This is a genomic window from Segatella oris (assembly GCF_900637655.1).
Classification (GTDB): Bacteria; Bacteroidota; Bacteroidia; order Bacteroidales; family Bacteroidaceae; genus Prevotella; species Prevotella oris.
Genome location: NZ_LR134384.1, coordinates 2699680 through 2717683, shown reverse-complemented (window position 1 = coordinate 2717683; position 18004 = coordinate 2699680). Strand labels below are relative to the sequence as shown.

General features: G+C 45.9%; 11 protein-coding genes and 1 pseudogene. 8 read left to right on the top strand and 4 right to left on the bottom strand.

Annotated elements, in window-relative coordinates; all coding sequences use genetic code 11:
* Positions 1 to 11 precede the first annotated feature (11 nt).
* The 8 genes from EL210_RS11410 (at position 12) to EL210_RS13915 (ending at position 14051) form a co-directional block, all read left to right on the top strand.
* On the top strand, positions 12 to 3056 hold the full coding sequence (locus tag EL210_RS11410; RefSeq protein ID WP_232000347.1) for a SusC/RagA family TonB-linked outer membrane protein: 3045 nt from the start codon (positions 12 to 14) through the stop codon (positions 3054 to 3056).
* A gap of 21 nt (positions 3057 to 3077) precedes the next feature.
* Entirely contained in the window at positions 3078 to 4862 is a 1785-nt protein-coding gene (locus tag EL210_RS11405; protein WP_025879736.1) for a RagB/SusD family nutrient uptake outer membrane protein, read from the top strand.
* Positions 4863 to 4903: 41 nt separating this feature from the next.
* Positions 4904 to 6523, top strand: a complete 1620-nt coding sequence (locus tag EL210_RS11400) for a DUF4998 domain-containing protein (RefSeq protein ID WP_025879737.1) — start codon at positions 4904 to 4906, stop codon at positions 6521 to 6523.
* Between the two features lie 41 nt (positions 6524 to 6564).
* A complete protein-coding gene (locus EL210_RS11395; RefSeq protein ID WP_026285891.1) occupies positions 6565 to 8343 on the top strand; it encodes a phosphodiester glycosidase family protein in 1779 nt (592 codons plus the stop codon).
* Positions 8344 to 8619: 276 nt separating this feature from the next.
* Complete coding sequence (locus tag EL210_RS11390) at positions 8620 to 11388, top strand: beta-L-arabinofuranosidase domain-containing protein (protein WP_018919668.1); 2769 nt, start codon at positions 8620 to 8622, stop codon at positions 11386 to 11388.
* A gap of 25 nt (positions 11389 to 11413) precedes the next feature.
* A complete protein-coding gene (locus EL210_RS11385) occupies positions 11414 to 12637 on the top strand; it encodes an SGNH/GDSL hydrolase family protein (protein ID WP_026285890.1) in 1224 nt (407 codons plus the stop codon).
* Between the two features lie 34 nt (positions 12638 to 12671).
* Positions 12672 to 13643, top strand: coding sequence for a sugar phosphate isomerase/epimerase family protein (locus tag EL210_RS11380; RefSeq protein WP_018919666.1), 972 nt, complete (start codon positions 12672 to 12674; stop codon positions 13641 to 13643).
* 273 nt (positions 13644 to 13916) lie between these two features.
* A complete protein-coding gene (locus tag EL210_RS13915; protein WP_018919665.1) occupies positions 13917 to 14051 on the top strand; it encodes a hypothetical protein in 135 nt (44 codons plus the stop codon).
* A gap of 281 nt (positions 14052 to 14332) precedes the next feature.
* Here the strand turns inward: EL210_RS13915 and EL210_RS14070 are convergent, their stop codons facing one another.
* From EL210_RS14070 to EL210_RS11360, 4 genes and pseudogenes are all read right to left on the bottom strand, one after another.
* The gene (locus tag EL210_RS14070) at positions 14333 to 14497 is read right to left on the bottom strand and encodes a hypothetical protein (RefSeq protein WP_154649970.1); all 165 of its coding nucleotides are present in this window, start codon (positions 14495 to 14497) and stop codon (positions 14333 to 14335) included.
* A gap of 12 nt (positions 14498 to 14509) precedes the next feature.
* Positions 14510 to 15782: pseudogene (locus EL210_RS11370) on the bottom strand (site-specific integrase).
* A 380-nt stretch (positions 15783 to 16162) separates the two neighbouring features.
* On the bottom strand, positions 16163 to 17623 hold the full coding sequence (locus EL210_RS11365) for a C69 family dipeptidase (RefSeq protein ID WP_018919662.1): 1461 nt from the start codon (positions 17621 to 17623) through the stop codon (positions 16163 to 16165).
* Positions 17624 to 17641: 18 nt separating this feature from the next.
* Entirely contained in the window at positions 17642 to 17998 is a 357-nt protein-coding gene (locus EL210_RS11360; RefSeq protein ID WP_004377045.1) for a MarR family transcriptional regulator, read from the bottom strand.
* Positions 17999 to 18004: the final 6 nt, after the last annotated feature.

Below are 18004 nucleotides of genomic sequence, written 5' to 3'. Positions count from 1 at the left end.
GTTATAAAAGTATGAAAGCAAGACTAATCACACTATTTATGATGGTCGCATTACAATCTTTGTGTATTCACGTAATGGGACAAAATGAATTGTTATGGACTTCGGGTTCTGTTGTTGATAAGCAAAATGAGCCCTTGCCCGGAGTGACAGTTAATATTAAAGGCGGCAGTCAGGGAGTTATAACTGATGTGGATGGGAAGTATCGAATTAAGGTTCCCAATAGGAAGGCTGTCCTTGTATTCTCTTTTATTGGTTTCCAAACACAGGAAGTCAGTATTAACGGCCGATCAACAGTTGATGTGATACTACAGGAAACTATTACCCAATTAAATGATGTTGTAATTGTGGGCTATGGACAACAAAAAAAGGAAAGTGTTGTAGCAGCTCTGTCTACAATTTCTGCTACGGGACTGAAACAAACTCCGGCTTCAAACCTTGGAGTGGCTTTAGCAGGCCGATTGCCCGGTCTAACAGTATTACAACGTTCGGGTGTTCCCGGTGGAGAAAACTTAGACTTTTATATTCGCGGACGTAGCACAATTAATGGACAACAACCACTTACAATTGTTGATGGCGTAGAGCGTAGTTTTACTGCGCTTGATCCACATGAAGTAGAAACCATAACGGTTTTGAAAGATGCCTCTGCAACAGCTGTGTATGGGGTACGAGGTGCAAATGGTGTTATTATTGTAACAACACGACGAGGTAAAATTGAAAAACCGATGATTGACGTGACGGTAGAGCAGGCATGGCAGCAAGCAACGCGTCTACCAGAGATGACCTCTGCCTACGATTATGCCAGATTAACTAATCAGGTGGATCTACAGAATGGCAGACAACCGACTTATAGTGACTACGCTTTGGAACGTTATCGGTTAGGGGATAATCATACATTCTTTCCTGTGAGAAATTATATAAAAGAATTTATGAAAGAATTTTCCCCTATGCAGCGAGTAAATGTAAATGTCAGCGGTGGAACAGAGAGAATGCGCTATTTTGCAACTGTTGGTTATCTTTATCAAGAAGGTATATTTAAGACGGAAAAATACAAAGAGTACGACTACGATCCGGAATCAAAGGCAAATCGTGTCAATTTTAGATCTAATTTTGATGTGAGTTTACATAAGAACTTGAAAATGTTCCTTAATATCAGTGGTTATATGCAGAAAAAGAATGACCCTGTCATTGTTCCAAATAATGCAAGCTATCTGAATGATGTCCAAGGTTATTCCGTTATGTTAAGTAATTTGCTGTCTACTCCGAATAATTCACATAACGATCTCACTCCCGATGGAGAAGTTATGACAAGTTATCAGAGAGCGAATGTTCCTTATGGAATGTTGAACAGAACTGGATTTAGGAATACTCAGACCAATCAAGTTTCGGCAACACTGGGTGTAGAGCAAAAGTTAGACTTTATTACTAAAGGATTGTCTGCAAAAGTTGTAGCTTCTTATGATGCCTATTCCAGCAATCAACAAGTACGGCAAAGAACTTATCAATCATATCAGGTAACAGGTGATCCGATGAATCCGGAAAGTGCAACCTATGAGCCGACAGGTTCTTCAATAAACAGTACTTTGTCAGATGCGCAATATCAAAGTTTTAGCAATCTGTTCGATATAGATGCTTCCTTGAACTATAACCGCACTTTTGGTAAACACGATATTACCGGACTTATTTTGTTCAATAGATATCAGCGTGTTATCAATATTCAGCTACCTTATAATTATATTGGATTAGTGGGGAGAGCCACCTATGGCTATGCCCATAAGTATTTGGCAGAAGTAAATTTTGGATATAATGGTTCAGAACAGTTCGCTCCCGGTCATAAGATGGGCTTCTTTCCTTCTTTTTCTATAGGTTGGGTCTTAACGGAGGAGCCTTTTATGGATAAGGTGAAAGACTATTTATCTTATATGAAGATACGTGCATCGTATGGACAAGTTGGAAATGACAACATGAATGGTACGCGTTTCGCTTTCTTGACTTTGTGGAGCGGTAGTTATGAATCGCAAATTGGTAATAAAAATTTGGAATGGGAGAAGGCCAATAAGTATAATATTGGTATAGAAACCCGCTTGTTTAAGGATTTTGGATTAGATGTTGATTTATTTTATGAAAGAAGAAACAACATTCTTATCCCTGCGACAGGTCTTATTCCAACAGGCGTCTTTGGTACAGGTGGTGTAGGTGCATCAGGAATTATTCCTAAGATCAATGCAGGAGTTATAGACAATAAGGGAATGGAAATTACAGCGAGTTTCCAAAAGAATCTCAATAAAGATTTTCGTGTAGACTGTAGGGCAAATGCAGCTTTTAACCGAAATAAAATTATTTATATGAGCGAAGTCTTGCTTCCTGAAGATTATGCTTGCAGGTTACGGCGTACGGGTTATCGTTTAGGTGAACCGTTTGGTTATGAAGTAGCAGGATATTTTAATACAGAGCAGGAAATCCTTGATTGGTATGACCAAACAGCATTAGGACCTAAACCTAAATTAGGCGATTTGAAATATAAAGATAAAAATGGAGATGGTATCGTAAACGATAAAGATATGGTACCTATAGGTTATCCAGAGATTCCTGAATGGACTTTTGGTGCAGGGCTAAATATCCAATATAAGAATTTGGACTTTAGTATGATGTGGCAAGGTTCTGCTAATAGAAGTTATTATATGACAGGTCAGAATATAACCGAAACCTATAACTTCAATAATTGGCATAAAGAGGCTTGGAGTCAGGAACGTTATGATGCAGGAGAAAGAATAACTTATCCCCGATTAGATCCGGGTAGTTCTATCAACCATCTCCCCTCAAGCTTTTGGTATGTCAATGGAAATTATATTCGTCTAAAAAACATGGAAGTTGGCTATACGCTTCCTAAGAAGTGGTCAAATAGTATTCGTGCTTCTTCTATACGCTTTTATATCAATGGACTAAATCTGCTGACTTTTGATCGATACCCCGTAAAGTATCAAGACCCTGAGCAAAGCAGCGAACTACTTTATCCGGTTTTCAAAACCTATAATGTAGGATTAAACATATCTTTTTAACTTATTTCAAAAATCACGATTATGAAAAGAATATCATTTATATTGCTTACTGCACTAATCTTCTTATGTAGTTGTGAGAGCGTCTTGGAAAAGACTCCGGATGGACAAATCACATTAGATAAAGTGTTGAGTAACTATGGCCGTAGTAGAGGATTACTTGATGTGGCTTATGGTGAAATTTATCTTGGAAGAGACTATATTTGTTTTATACATAACACAATTGAGTCTTTGACAGATAATACCTATTGGGCCGGTACCTACAATGCGTACGAGTGGCATAATGGTTCTTTGTCATTAAGTAATCCTGTTATCGATTGGCAGACGAACTCCCCGCGTGATCAATTGTGGGCTGATTTTTGGCGAGGTATCAGGTTGTCAAACAATGCAATTAAATATCTGCCTATGTCTACTGCAATAACCGAAAAAGAAAGAGATACATGGGTGGCAGAAGCTCGTGTGCTACGTTGCTGGTATTATATGAACTTGCTGGAATTCTACGGGCCGATGCCTTGGATAGAAGAGCCTTTGCAAGATGATTATAATGGCTGGAATGATTTGAAACGTCCCACATATGATGAAGTAGCTACAAAAATATCCGATGAATTGATGGCTGTTATTCATTCGGGAATACTCCCTAACAGGCAGACACCAAGTGAGGGACGACATGTAGATAACGGTGTGGCTTATGCGATTCGTGCAAGGGTGCTTTTGAATAATGCGAGTTTATTAAATAATCCTACGCATGATAATGAAAAATGGAAACGCGCTGCAGATGCTGCACAGGATGTCTTGAATATGTCCGAATATAGTCTTGTTCCGATGAGTGATTATAAGAAGCTGTTTGTCGGAGCATTTACAACTCCTGTATCTGAAATCATTTGGAGATCATGGTTAGATAATTCACATATCAATGATACCAATGGTGTAGATGTAGGAACTTACACTTGTTCTGATAACAGAATAAAGCTAAATCATTTGTGGAGATGTGGCGATAGCCCCACTCAGGAGCTTGTCGATTGTTTCGAGATGAAGAATGGTTCTCTGCCTGTAACCTATAATGATAACACCCGCACGAATGTAACGGTGACACCGGGTGCGGCTGCACTTGGGTATAGTGAGGCTCCGGGGGGAGACCCGTATTCAAACAGAGATGCCAGATTCTATGTTGACATACTCTATAATATGGCAAACTATGGAGTACCTTATAACTGTACAGAACCATTTATTGTTGAGACCTACGTTGGAGCGAAAAATGGATATAACGACTTGGTTACAGACCCTGCAACAAACTCTTGTACCGGTTATTACAACTGTAAGGACACGCAAATCAAGTATTTTGGTCCCGGTGGAAGCAGAGGGAATGAGCCTACTCACTGGGTCTTTTTCCGATTAGCTGAGTTCTATCTCAATAAAGCTGAAGCTTTGTGCGAACTAGGAGATTTGGACGGTGCATTGGCAGCACTTAATGTCATTCGTGAGCGTGCATTGCAACCCAAGCTTCAAGACGTGGAAGGATTCCAAAAGAACTATGATTTTATCATGGGGCGCATTCGTAATGAAAGGCGTGTGGAGCTTTGCATGGAGGGCTGGCGCTTTCATGACCAGCGTCGCTGGAAAATCTTGGACAAGACGAACAATTTCGTTACCGGTATGCGAATAACGAAAGATGAGGATAATAAGTTCCATTATCAGAGAAAGAAGATTCGTGACTATCAATCAAACACGGACAAGTATTTGGTGATGCCCATTCCTTTGGAAGACGCCAAGAAGATGGCTTCTATGACGCAACCTGCAGCATGGCAGTGAGTGTGAACAAAAAGAATAAAGAAACATAATACAATCAAGCTATGAAACGTATAATATATTTTGTCCTGTCAGCCGTCTTAGTTGTCATAAACGTTGGTTGCCGAGACGACAAGAACAATGCTCCTGCTATGGTCAGTTCTTTGAATGCCCTCCCCGGTCACAATCGTACGCTCATTGAGTTTGCAACACCCGAAGGGGCCGTTTCAGGGAGAGTCTTCTACGGTGCAGGCAAGTTTAAGGATTTCGCAATCGATAAATCTGCAGAGCGTCAGAAGGTATTGCTGGAACAAATAGCCGAGGGAGAACAGATTATCCGTGTGGTTACTTATAACTCCTCTGGGAATAACTCTGACCCAAAGGGAGTGAAAGTAACGGTTTATGGAGCAAACTATTCTTCTAATTTGGCGAATCGAACCTTGTTGACACTTAAACGAGTGTCTGCATCATCCATCCGGATAGATTTCGATGAGAACAAGCGGGAAGATGAACAGGGTGTAAGAGTTTACTTTGTGAACAAATCCGGCAGTAATGACAGCGTCTTTATAGAGCGCAGCTTGAACTCTGTTACGGTGAATGACATTGATTTAGCTAAACCTTATTATTTCTGTACGATATACAAACCAACTCCCACTTGCATAGACGAGTTTACAACAACGAAGATTGATGCCAAAGAGGCTTCGATGAAGATATTTGCAAAAGATGATTGGGGCATAGCCGGTATATCAGATGAAATGACGGGTAAGGAAGGTGCGAGGCTCTTCGATAACAATGTGCTCACGGATTGGCAGTCAAAGCCTGCCGGAATGCCCCATTGGATTACTGTCGATATGCAGTTGGAGAAAATCTTCAGCGGCTTCACTATCGTTCAATCACAAGCGCCGAAGGATATGAATTTCTGCAAGGACTTCAGGTTTGAAGTAAGTAATGACAACACCAATTGGGAGACTGTCAAAGAGGGGCGGTTGAAGGCCTATAGCTATAAACAGACGTTCTCTTTGGACAAGCCTGTAACTGCTCGTTATTACAAAATAACAATACTCAATGCGTATGAGACAAGTACTGCTTCTGTGCAAATTGCAGAGATAGACTTGTTCAACGACCTAAAGACCAGTGGTACAAATGGAGCCGACATGCCTGCTTTGAAGAATGCCCGTGCACCGTTCAAGGGTGACGGTTCCGACCTCTTCCCGAATGTAGGTGCGGGCAGAATGCAAAAGGTTGCCGACTGGACACATAGCAGCAATGTAAGAATCAGTTTGGACAATACGGAAAATCTATTCAGTCCATGGTGTGCACCCGTTTGGGGGGCAGCAGCCATCAATAATGGAAAGATGTATCAGACACTTGACCTGCTCCCCGGAAAATACGTTCTGAAAGTAGATGTCGGACGGGTAAGCAGTGACAATTGTGCCGAAATGTATGGTGTCATAGCCACAGGTACCACGTTGCCTGATTACAACGTAGTGACCACTGCCACCCAGACGTTGGGACAGGAAAAGATATCCGACCATTTGGGTGTGACGAGAACGATTCCGTTCACGGTCAATACAGCATCGAAGGTCTCTGTCGGAACGGTTTTCAACCTGCGTGACATGTATGCCGTAAACGGAACGCCATGGACCTTTATGACCATTCGCGGCTTTACGCTCGCAGCACAATAAGCCGGTAGAAATATAAACAGATAATTAAAATAACAACCATTATGAATAAAGATCATAAAACATATCGTGCGACCTTTCTGCGAAGTGTACAAGCGTTACTCGCGTCTGCTGTAGTCTTATGCACCTATGGTTGCAAGGACTGGGAAGGTCTCGTCAACAACGAGAAGCCGTTTACGATTCATTCGATTGTCCCTGCCCGGCTGATGGCCAAAGACACGGTCACCATTGAGGGCATAGGTTTTGACGATGCCGTCAAGGTGCTGTTCAATCAGACCGAAGGCACCATTCTGTCGAAAAGCGGAGATGCCATCAAGGTTGTGCTTCCGGAGATAGCGAATGGCAGCGATGCCCTGACAGAGAAAGTCACCGTGCGCGTGTACTCACCCACCCAATATCGCGAGAAGGCCTACGAGATGCAGTTCCCCAATGCGATATGCACGCTTGAAGACCTTAAATACAAGGTCGATACGACAGCACATTATCAAGTGGGACCGAGGGCTTACTACACGGAAATCAATCTGGCACATGAAGAATTCCCGTTGAAAGTGCATTTCCTGACAATGGATGTGCGAGCAGCAAATCTTAAATTCAGCCCCGTGCTTGCCGAAGACCAATTGGGCAACGTAGAACGCGTCGTCAACATGGGACCGCGCAAGACGGCGCAAGGGAACGGACGCTATTTCGCAGGCGTGAACGGAGACTTCTTCAACATGGGTGGCGACAACCGCGTGCTCGACGGCATGACACTCAACGGCAATGTCGTGGCATTGCCCACCGAGACAGGTGTCGGCAACATGATTGTGCAGAAAGACGGGGCGGTCTTTATCGATGAGCTTTCCTATTCAAAACCGCAAATCACGATTGGCGGAACCGTCACCCAGCTTGACAACATCAACAACACGCGGGGAGATAACCAGCTCGTACTTTACAACCGCTTCTATGGCGCAACGACCAAAACCGACAACACGGGCACGGAGGTCGTCGTGAAACCTACCGAGGGAGCGTGGGCACTCAATGCCAACGTCGAATTCGAGGTGACGGCGATAGCCTCTGCCACAGGCAACACGCCCATTCCCGAAGGCTATGCCGTGCTGTCGGCTACGGGCGCGAAGCAGGCTGTGCTGAGCGGCCTGCATGTCGGCGACAAGGCCACGTTCAACCTCACCATCGCAGCTGCCGGCTACAACCTTTCCGCCCCTGTGCATATACTGGGCGTGAAGCCGCTGATATTAAAGAACGGCGAGCCGACATCCTACGTCTGGAACGAGCGTCATCCAAGAACCTCGTTGGGCTTGTCGGCCGACAGAAACACGCTCTACATGTGCGTGGTTGACGGACGATGGGCGAACGTTTCGGTAGGCGTCACCACTACCCAGCTGGCCCTGCTGATGAAGCGTGCCGGGGCAGCCACGGCCTTTAATCTCGACGGCGGCGGTTCGAGCACCATGTATGCCTGCAACGCAGGCGACGACGGCACGGGCCTGATGAACCGTCCCAATGGCGGAACCTATACCCGCAAGGTGGCGAACGCTTTCTTTGCCATAGCCGACGTTCCGGAAGACGGCAAGATAGCAAAGATTGCACCGAAGGACTACACGGTGCGGGTGAAGAAAGGCGAGTCGGCCACGCTCCGCTTCTACGGCATCAATGCTCACGGCCTTATCGTGGACAACGACCTGAAAGACGTGCAGCTCACGGTCTCGCCCGCATTGGGCGCCTCCGAAGGACAAACTTTCAAGGCTTCGGGCACGCAGCGCTATGGCGTCATCACAGCCAACCGTCAGGGCGTCAGCACGCAAATTCGGGTGTATGTCGAATGACCCCGTCTCTCTCCCGCGACTCACGGGCTACATGTCCCGCCGCTCCTTATACTCATCCGCCTCGGTGTGTATAGGGAGTAAGGGGCGAGAGATACTACCCATTGCGAATTATCATCGTGATGATAAATATTTATCCTCGTGAAGATAATTTGATAGGATAACTACTCGTCGGAGTGGAATGCTTATATACAGACGGCTGTACCGACGGTATGAAGACGACGGCAGCATAAGGGGAGAAACGTTTAATGTATGAATAGAAAAACAATGACTATAGAAATGAAAAGAAAGAAGAAGTTGCTGTATGCCGTGCTTGCCCTGCTTATTCAGGGCGCAGGAGCGGCTTACGGGCAGAATGACGATACCGTGAAGAACGGACAGCAGGACAAAGAGGTTTCGTATGCCGGCATCAAGATGGAGCAGGTGGGCGAGAACGGCTGGTCGGTGACGAGTGGTCTGACGAATGCCGACGAGCGAATCATCAACGACACGGAACTGACTTATTCGGGTAAGTGGGAATTCAATCGCTTGCTGCCCCGCAACGGCGGCTATTTCTGCAACACGCGCAGCTATGCACAGCAAGAAGGGGCAGCGGCAAGTTGTTTCCTCACGGATTGCGAGGGCGTTCGGTGGTATGCAAAGCCTGTTGCCGCAGGGGCTACGGCTGCGGTCTATATCGACGGGCGGTTGGTGAAGACGGTGGATTGCTCCAAGCCCGCCGCCGACGGCCTGCTGTATGATTCGGGACAGCTGACAAAGGGAAATCATACATTGGTTATCGTGGCAAAGTCGGGGGCTGTGGAGATAGATTGGCTGCTGTGCAAAGGAAAGCTGACGGCACCGGTGAAGATAGACGCTGGAAATCGCTCGTTCGTGCAATATACGGCAGGCTTCAACCTCGTTCCGGCATCTTTGGAACGCAGTCAAAGCTTGGCCGAAGCAACCTTGTCGGGCGAAGAGTGGGAGTTCTATGCCAAGGGCAGCATGGTGAGATGTTATGGTGAGACGGGGCCCGACGGCGGCGTGATGCAGTTGTATGTGAATGATAAGCCGTACAAGGTGGTGAGTTGTTGTTCAAAGGTTGCCCGAAAGCACCGGTTGCTCTTTACGATAGACCGCCTTGCGGCGGATCGATTCAATCGCATTAAGGGTGTTGTCGTTTCAAAGGGGAAGCGGGTTGCACTTGAAGGCTTTGTTACCGACGACCCCACGTGTCTGATGGTGGAGATGAATAGGCAGACGGACGAGGAACTTGCCCGAATGAGCAGGCATGAGAAGACGGCTTCAGATCCTGCCGGGTGGAAGCCTGTGAAGTTTGAAGCTACGGCTCCGGTGCGTGATGTGAAATTGGAAGACGGCATGTTCAAGACCATCTTCGACAGAAACATACAGTATTTGGATGATTGTATTCACAAGCCCAATTGGGTGGATGCAAAGGACCAAGACCGCATTTGGATCGACATACTCATGGCCTCCAATGAAGGGAGAATGCTGGGGGGCATGGGGCACACGTTGCGCTTTCGTGACGTTCCCGCGTTCAATAAGGCCGTAGAAGACATTCTGGAGCAGATAGACCGCAGGCAGTTTGCCAACGGTAATGGCTATCTGATGCCTTATCAGAGCCTGAACTACAGGATTTCCACGGATACATGGCCGGGCATCATGCGCGACGAACAGAAGAACTACGACCGAGCAATGCTTACGAAAGGCTTGCTTGCTGCCGGTCTTGGTGGGCATGAAAGAGCCTATCGGCTGGTGAGACCGTTTTATGATTGGTTCAACAATGCAAAGGAGTATCTCCCGCTGATGTTGCTGGGCAGCATGGGTATACAGGGTAGCGTGGCCGGGCCGATGGTTTATCATTCTCCGGTGGGAAAGCCCGAAGATATTCAGACCAACATGAAGTACTACGACATGGATTGGTGGCTGAACGACTTGGCACAGGGACTGCCTGAAGCCGCATGGCGCTTCACGCTCAATCGTCCTCACAATTATCTGCTGACGAGCGTGTGTGCTTTGTTCGACATCTATAAGGCGACGGGCAGCAAGCGCTACTTGGATGCTGCCTTGGGTGCATGGAGCATCTATTCGGGCTATTTCCAAATTCCCGGTGGAGGCATCAGTCTTTGCGAACACTTTGAATGTCGCCCGAAGTCACATGTGTTGACAAACCTTCCCAACAACATATATGAAACCTGTGGAAGTGTGTTTTGGATAGACCTGAATCATCGGTTCCTTCAGCTTTGGCCGACAAGGGAACGCTATGCTTCGGAAATAGAGAAGTCGTTGTATAACGTTGTCTTCGCGGCACAGGGAGAGAATGGTTGCATTCGTTACTTCAATCAGGTGAACGATGCGAAGTATCCTGCCATGCGCTATAATACTTGTTGCGAAATTCAGGCCACAGCCTTATACGGTATGTTGCCGCAGTATGTCTATTCACTTGCGACGGATGGCGTGTTTGTCAATCTGTTCTCGGCTTCCGATATCAACTTTAAGGTTAAGGAACAACCCGTAAAGCTGATGATGAAGACACAGTTCCCATATAGTGATTTGGTTGCTCTGAATGTATCGGTTGAAAAGCCTGTGACGATGAATGTCCGTCTTCGTGTTCCCGAATGGGCAAAGGATGGCATTGTGTTCTATGTAAATGGGCGAAAGGTGAAGAGCGGAATGCCGGGTAGTTATGTGGAATTGGACCGTACATGGAAGAACAATGATGAAATCACATGGAAACTTCCGATGACATGGAGATACGAAAAGTATATCGGTGCAACACGCATTGCCGGTGCAACACGTTACGCTTTCTTCTATGGTCCGATGCTGATGGCACTGCGAGGCCCGATGATGAAAGACGTACAGCAAGCACCTAATGAGCCTTCTGTCAAGTTTGATATCTCGCCCGATGCGTTCATGAAGCGCATCAAGCCGACAGACAAGCCTTGTGAGTTTACGATAGAGGGAATGCCCGACTATAGGTTTACGCCTTATTTCTCGTTACAAGGTGGTAACTTCACATGCTTTCCGGGCTTGAAACAGGCAGAATAATCGAACAGTAAATGATAAGAAGAAAATGAAAAATAGTAAATGTAAAGTTGTCATCTTTTTGTTTATTCTGCAACTTCTCCCATTCATAGATGTTGCGGGATACGCAGAAATGCGAGCCGGTACCAATAGCACAGCAAAAGAGAGCATCCTGTATGATCGGAAGCTTAACGATAGGAAGGCAATCCCGGAGTTATTGCTCAACAATGCCGGTGCCTATCGAAAAGATGGGCTTGATATCGTGCAAAAAGATAGCATCGTGAAGCTGAACCTATTTTATGCCTTGGCAGAGCGCGTGGTAAGGTATCGCGTCTCATTCTCGGCTGATGCTACGGCACTCTTCAGAAGCAGCCTCAGTGATTTCGGTGTCTATGTGGATGTTCCACATCAGCGGGTCTCTATTGCAACAAATCCTGCCACAGAGATGCAGGTCCCTTTCTTGCAAGGGAACAGAGAATATCTGATAGAGATTTACCATATCTACCAGCAGGCAAAGGTGTGTATCACCGATTTGAAGACAAAAAAGCGTGCAGAGCTAAGTGCTGTCAATGACGGAACGGGTGGCTGTGGCGCAGGAACATTGCAAAAAGGATTCTCTGTCGGAATGCAATGGGACCATTATTGTTTCGGTTTGGTAAGTGGGACATCGTTCTTGGTGAAACGTATCACCGTTTGTGCGTTGAAGAGTAGGGTAAAGGTGTTGCTCTATGGGGATTCCATCACGCAGCCCGAAGGCTATTTCCCCACAAAGACCTTTTCTGACTCATGGACACAATTGGTCATAGCGAGATTGAATGGAAATGCTATGTCGAGTGGACGTGGTGGAGGCAACATCTCAATGCTGTCAGAGTATATTAGGAATGAGCTTCCTCACATCAAAGCAAAGTACGTGATGGTGACAATCGGAACCAATGGAGGGAATACGGAAGAGAACCTGACCGCATTGGTAGACTATATCCGAAGTCAGGGAGCAATCCCCATACTCAACAATATTCCTTGTAACGAAAGTGGGACACAGGTAAGTAATAATGTCATCATTGAGAGAGTACGCAGCAAGGAAGGGATTAAAGGTTGTAGATTTGATTTGCCAACATCGTTAGCTGGTGATGGTAAGGAAGTCGACAAGTCGTTGATGTTCTGGGAAGACTATACCGGCAGTTATGGCTGGCAGATATATCATCACCCTAATGAGAAAGGTGGCCGCAGAATGTTTGAGCAGACACTTACGGATATTCCTGAGATTTATCAATAAATCAATATATTGTTTAACTTTAAAATCATAATTTATGTACAAGTATTCTGTAATTTTAGGTAATTTAGGCAACACGTGTGATCGTTTCTGCAAGGGATATAAAGACAATCCCAGCACGGAAGAGATGCTTGCCGAAGCAGTGAAGATTCCTTATGTAGAAGGTATCGAGTTGGTGGGAACATGGGACATCAGGCCTGATAACGTGAAAGACATGAAGCAACGTATGCAGGATTACGGGAAGACATGTGTTTCTATTATTCCTGATGTATTCACTGACAAGATTTATAGCAAGGGAACCATTACGAACAACGACCCAGCCATTCGTCGCAAAGCCCTTGACTACCTGCGCAAAATTGGTGAAATTGCCCTTGAAATGGATTGCAAATTGGTGAACATGTGGATGGCACAAGACGGCTACGACTATTTGCTTTCTACCGATTATGACCAGAAACGTGACTGGCTCTGCGAGGGAACGGCTGCGTTGGCAAAGGAATTCCCGACATTGAAGTTCGCTTTGGAGTATAAACCCAAGGAACCTCGTAACTTCTCTTTCCACGCCCGCATGGCAGATTCTCTTCTTGCAGCCCAAGAGACGGGGTGCGACAACGTCGGTATCTGCATTGACACCGGGCATAGTTTCTATGCCGGCGAGAACACAGCTGAGGCTGTCGTGCTCGCGAAACGTGCAGGCAACAAACTTTTCCATATGCATTTCAACGATAACCATGGTAGCTGGGATGATGACATGATTGTAGCTTCGGTTCATAGTACGATTTATATTGACTTATTGTTCCATTTGAAGAAGACGGGCTATCAAGGCTGGCTATCGATGGACCAGTATCCTTACCGCGAGCATGCCACCGATGCCATTGCTGAAAGTGTGCTGTGGGTACGTCGTTTTGAGGAAATCGTAGAAAGCAATTTTACCGAAATAGAAAATCTTATCCGAAAGGACGACGCCGTAGAGACGTCAAGATTCATGCGTAAAGCATTGTTTGGGAAATAGGATGTTTTCAGGAGACAGAGAAAGGCATGCGCTTCAGGATATACCGCAATTGGTTTATCCGTGCGTATGCCTTTCCAAAACTATTGTTTATTGCATCTTATTCCTGTCGAGGCATTCTGAAAGACTTTACATTATTTCCAAAAGCCTCATGTCATTGTCTCTGTTCATCATATACGGTCATTTAGGTGAGTTCTTACCTGTACGTAGATTGAAGTGTTGTCGTAGTCCCTCGATAGTGACGGGATACCCCTTGAGATATCCCTCATCGATCATATGTCCGACTTCATGGGCGGAATAGAGATACTTGCCGCGCAGGATGACGAAGTCGATACGCTTCTCGCAGCGCAGGTGTTGCTGGGTTCGGGTACTGATATGCAGAACTTCCGCCGCCTCACGGGTATTGAGTAGGGTGTCGGGAATTCCTTACATGGTTCGGGTTGCCTCCTGTCTTTCAATATGAGAGGCAATACTTTCGATGCGGTCTATCAGCTGCTGATAGACGATGCTTTCCATTGTGATTACTTCCATATTCATAATTTTGGTGAACTTATACCAGAATTGTCAGATCGGATGTGGCAACGTTCCCCAAGCAGTTTTTGCAGGTCGCTTTCCCTGTAAAGGATTTTCCCGCCTAAGCGGAAAAAGGGATAGTTGCCGCTGTGCTGTAGTGTGTCGCTATTCTTATCGATTCAGCATTCTAATCTGTTGTTAATATAGAGCAGTAAGGAGGCTGCACGTATCTCACCTCTTGTTGCGTAGAAGAGTTCCACCAGTTCCCACTTGCTCATCCAAGTGTCGGAACCGGTGATACAAAAATTGTTCTCATTTAAATAGATGATATCTCGTCGTTTCATCGTTCCTCCTTTTTATATTATCCCACTTTGTGTTGTAGTTGATGCAAAAGTCTCTGAGGTGATAAATTCACCGATGTCGGCCAACTTTTCCGACAGCACATTCATTTCCTTGTTCAGTTTCTCGTTGGTAATCTTGGCGTATATCTGTGTGCTGGAAGATACACTTATGCCCCAATACGCTACTGACGGACTCGATAGGCATGCCGTTTGAAAGGCATACCACCGTTGCCATCGTATATCGTGCCATGTGCCAAGTCACGTGTTTACTGATACCGCATATCTTTATGACGGTGCGCAGTATTTCTTTGCAGGAATTATAGGCCGGGACGGGAAAGACGCGCCCGTCATCGCACAGGCCTTTGTACTTCTTCATGATTTGAAGGGGAATGTCGAGTAGACGTACATTCGTTTCCACACCGGTCTTCTGCCGATAGGTGTGTATCCATATGCTGCTGTCAAGCGGGTTGGACACGATGTTCTCCTCACGAAGATTCTTCAGATCTATGTAAGCCAATCCCGTGAAAGCACAGAAGAGGAACAGATCGCGGATGAATGTCCGCTTGAAGTTCATCTTCGGGGCGTTGATAAGTTGTCCGAGTTCCTCCTTGGTAAGGAATCCCTTTTCTGTTTCCTCCTTGTGTATCTCATAACCTGCAAAAGGATAGCGCATCAGCCAGCCGTTCTCCACAGCTTTATGCAGCAGCATGCGGACAGGGAAAGTATAGAGCCATACGGTGTTGGGTCTCAGCCGGCAGTCTGCACGCAGATAAGCCTCGAAATCCGTAATGAATGTAGGTAGGATTTCTTTCAGAGCGATGTCGCTTACATGATAATGCGATTGCAGAAAATCTTTCAGGTGGTCATACACGGCATTGTATTTGTACAGCGTGCTCTTTGCTTTCATGCAACAATCGACTTTCTTGGCATAGTCTTCCAAGAAGAGGTCATAAGCCTTTATAAGTGTCTGTCGGCGGTATTCCAAACCAAGAAATGTATTCCTGACTTTCTCGGCTGTGACAAAACTGTCGCGCTCCATGATTTCCTGATAATGCCTTGTGATGGCTGCACGGAGCTTGTCGAGCGTGCGGTTGGTCTCCCGTGCCGTTACACTTTTACCAACCGCACGACCACCCTTGACACCCCAGAGGTTCGGCTCGATGGAGAGCTTGCAGCTGAACTGAGCCTGCGTGCCGTCCACGGTGATACGTCCCATGATGGGTGACGTGCCGTCTTTCCTTACCTTGTCTTTCTTCAAATAGAAGATGACTGAAAATGTACTTCTCATTGCTTTTGTTCCTTTCGTTTGCAAAATTATTTACTGTGGAGCGGTTGTCCACTAAGCAAATCGAGGGGAACGCGGAATAAGAAACCGACGGGTAGGAATTTTCAGCCTAACTAACTCTTCCAGAGCGAATTTCCTTGATTTTCCACCTGTTCATCATTACCCTTGCAGGGGTTACGAATAGGAGACGGAACGCTGTCATAGTTTGGCATAAAGACCGTACACGGTTGGCATTATGCTGCTTCCAAAAGTCCTTTTAAGTCTTTGATTGATAACGTTATCGCTGCATTTTTCCGCTTTTCATATTTTATATGTACTTTTTTCATGCAAAATGCCGGAAAACAAATCTTTTCCCTCTTTTACTTTCTTGACTTTTTCCCTTTCTATGCTCCGTGAAACAGGTATTCATTCTGTGTGTCGAAAGTCATTTGAGTGAATAGTTCATTGAGCAGATGGTCGGCCACATCAAGCGCGCGATGAAGCAATCGGTCTGAGAATTGCTGCAACATCGTGTTAGCTCGCTGTGGATTGTCTTTGTAAACAACGAGATACTGGGCTTCGAAATCATGTTGCAAACGGTCATTTTCAATCTCCAACTGTGCATAACGGTCTTTGATGATTGGTGCATAAGCATTGTAATTGACCATTCCTAAGGTCATCACCTTACGGAACTTCCAGTATGCCGACTCATGATCTGCTTTCCCTCTACCGCGGGTATAGGCTTCAGGAACACGCTTTACGCCTTGATAGAGCGGTAGAAATACGCCTAAATCTGCCATGCCGAGAGCCACATAAGTGATGTGTCCGATGCTCTGTGGAAGGTTTGGACGCACTTGAATGATGTGTGTCTGTGTCGTGCGGAAGATAGAAACCGGACGATAAGGTTCCTTGCCGTTGTTGTGCAAGTAGGGGTCGTGTGCGGTGCCATCATAGTGAAAGCGGAAAGCTTTACGCAATGTTTGAAGACTTATTTTCTCGTCAGCTTTGGCGAAAACGGGGAACGTATTGCGGCTCACATCGTTCTTGACAGAGGGCGAAAGCAGCTTCTGAATGCCCCACACACGGGGGTAGTTATACGTGAAATCATCACGATCGGCATCCTTACAGTCGTGTGAATAGGCTTCATGGAAATCGAACTTGCCTTGCTTCGGGTCGTAAAGTCCGTTCTTTTCAGCAAAGGAAATCAAGTCATCTGAAGCCAAATAGTTTTCTTTGTCGTTGGGATCAAAGTCGCGGAAACGGCTTTGATTGCCTGTAACGAAATATTGGTCGCGAGGCATTTTGCAAGCAAGCCAGTGATGACCGCATGCGTTTTCAAGATACCAAATCTCGTTATCATCAATGAAACCGATACCGAAACCTTCGGCCGAACCATATTCTTCAATCAGTTTCCCAAGGCGTTCCACACCTTCACGTGCTGTGTGAATGTAAGGCAAGACGATGTTATACGTGCAGTTTTCTGCCAGTCCATCTTTCACATAAGGGTCGTATTCAAGTGCCTTTTGGCTGCTGAAGATAGTCTCTGTCGAACTCATTCCCACGCCAACTGTATTGAAACCGGCACTTCCCCATTCGCCCGGGAACTGGTAATCCGGCAGAGCTGTATAGCCCAGAGCAGTCTTGGGAAGTGGGCATCTGAAGCCACTGTCCTTGGCTACAAACTCAGTTGGCCCGTCAGTTGTGTTTTCATGAAACTCATAGTTGATAGCCATCATCGCATCAAAATCGCTCGAACGGCACAGATAACGTGAGCCGTCAGTGCTCATCTGGTCGCCGACAATGATGGTTGTACACTCTGATGACAACGTTGTTTCCCTGATATTCTTTTCTTTCTTCATGTTCATTGATTTATGTAATATAGTTTATATTGTCAGACTTTGCAGCTGTTCGGGCAGTTGAAGTGAGTCGCATGTGAAGTGTTCCAACAGCTCTTTTCCATCCTTGGTGATAGCAAAGCGCATGCAACGCTTGTCTTCTTTACATGTCTTTCGCTTGATAAGATTTCGGTTTTCCAAAGAGGCAATCACCTTTGATGCGTTTGACGGCGTGAGTTGCAGCTCGTCGGCAAGCTCTCCCGAACTGATGTTCTCATGCTCTGCAACGATACATAGCAGCATGGCATCATTCATATTCAAGTGTAGCTGCCTTTGAAGTTGAGCTTCAAAAGCAGCTATATTACGGTAAATGTCTCTGATTTTACAAATACATTCCCTGTCCATCAGCAT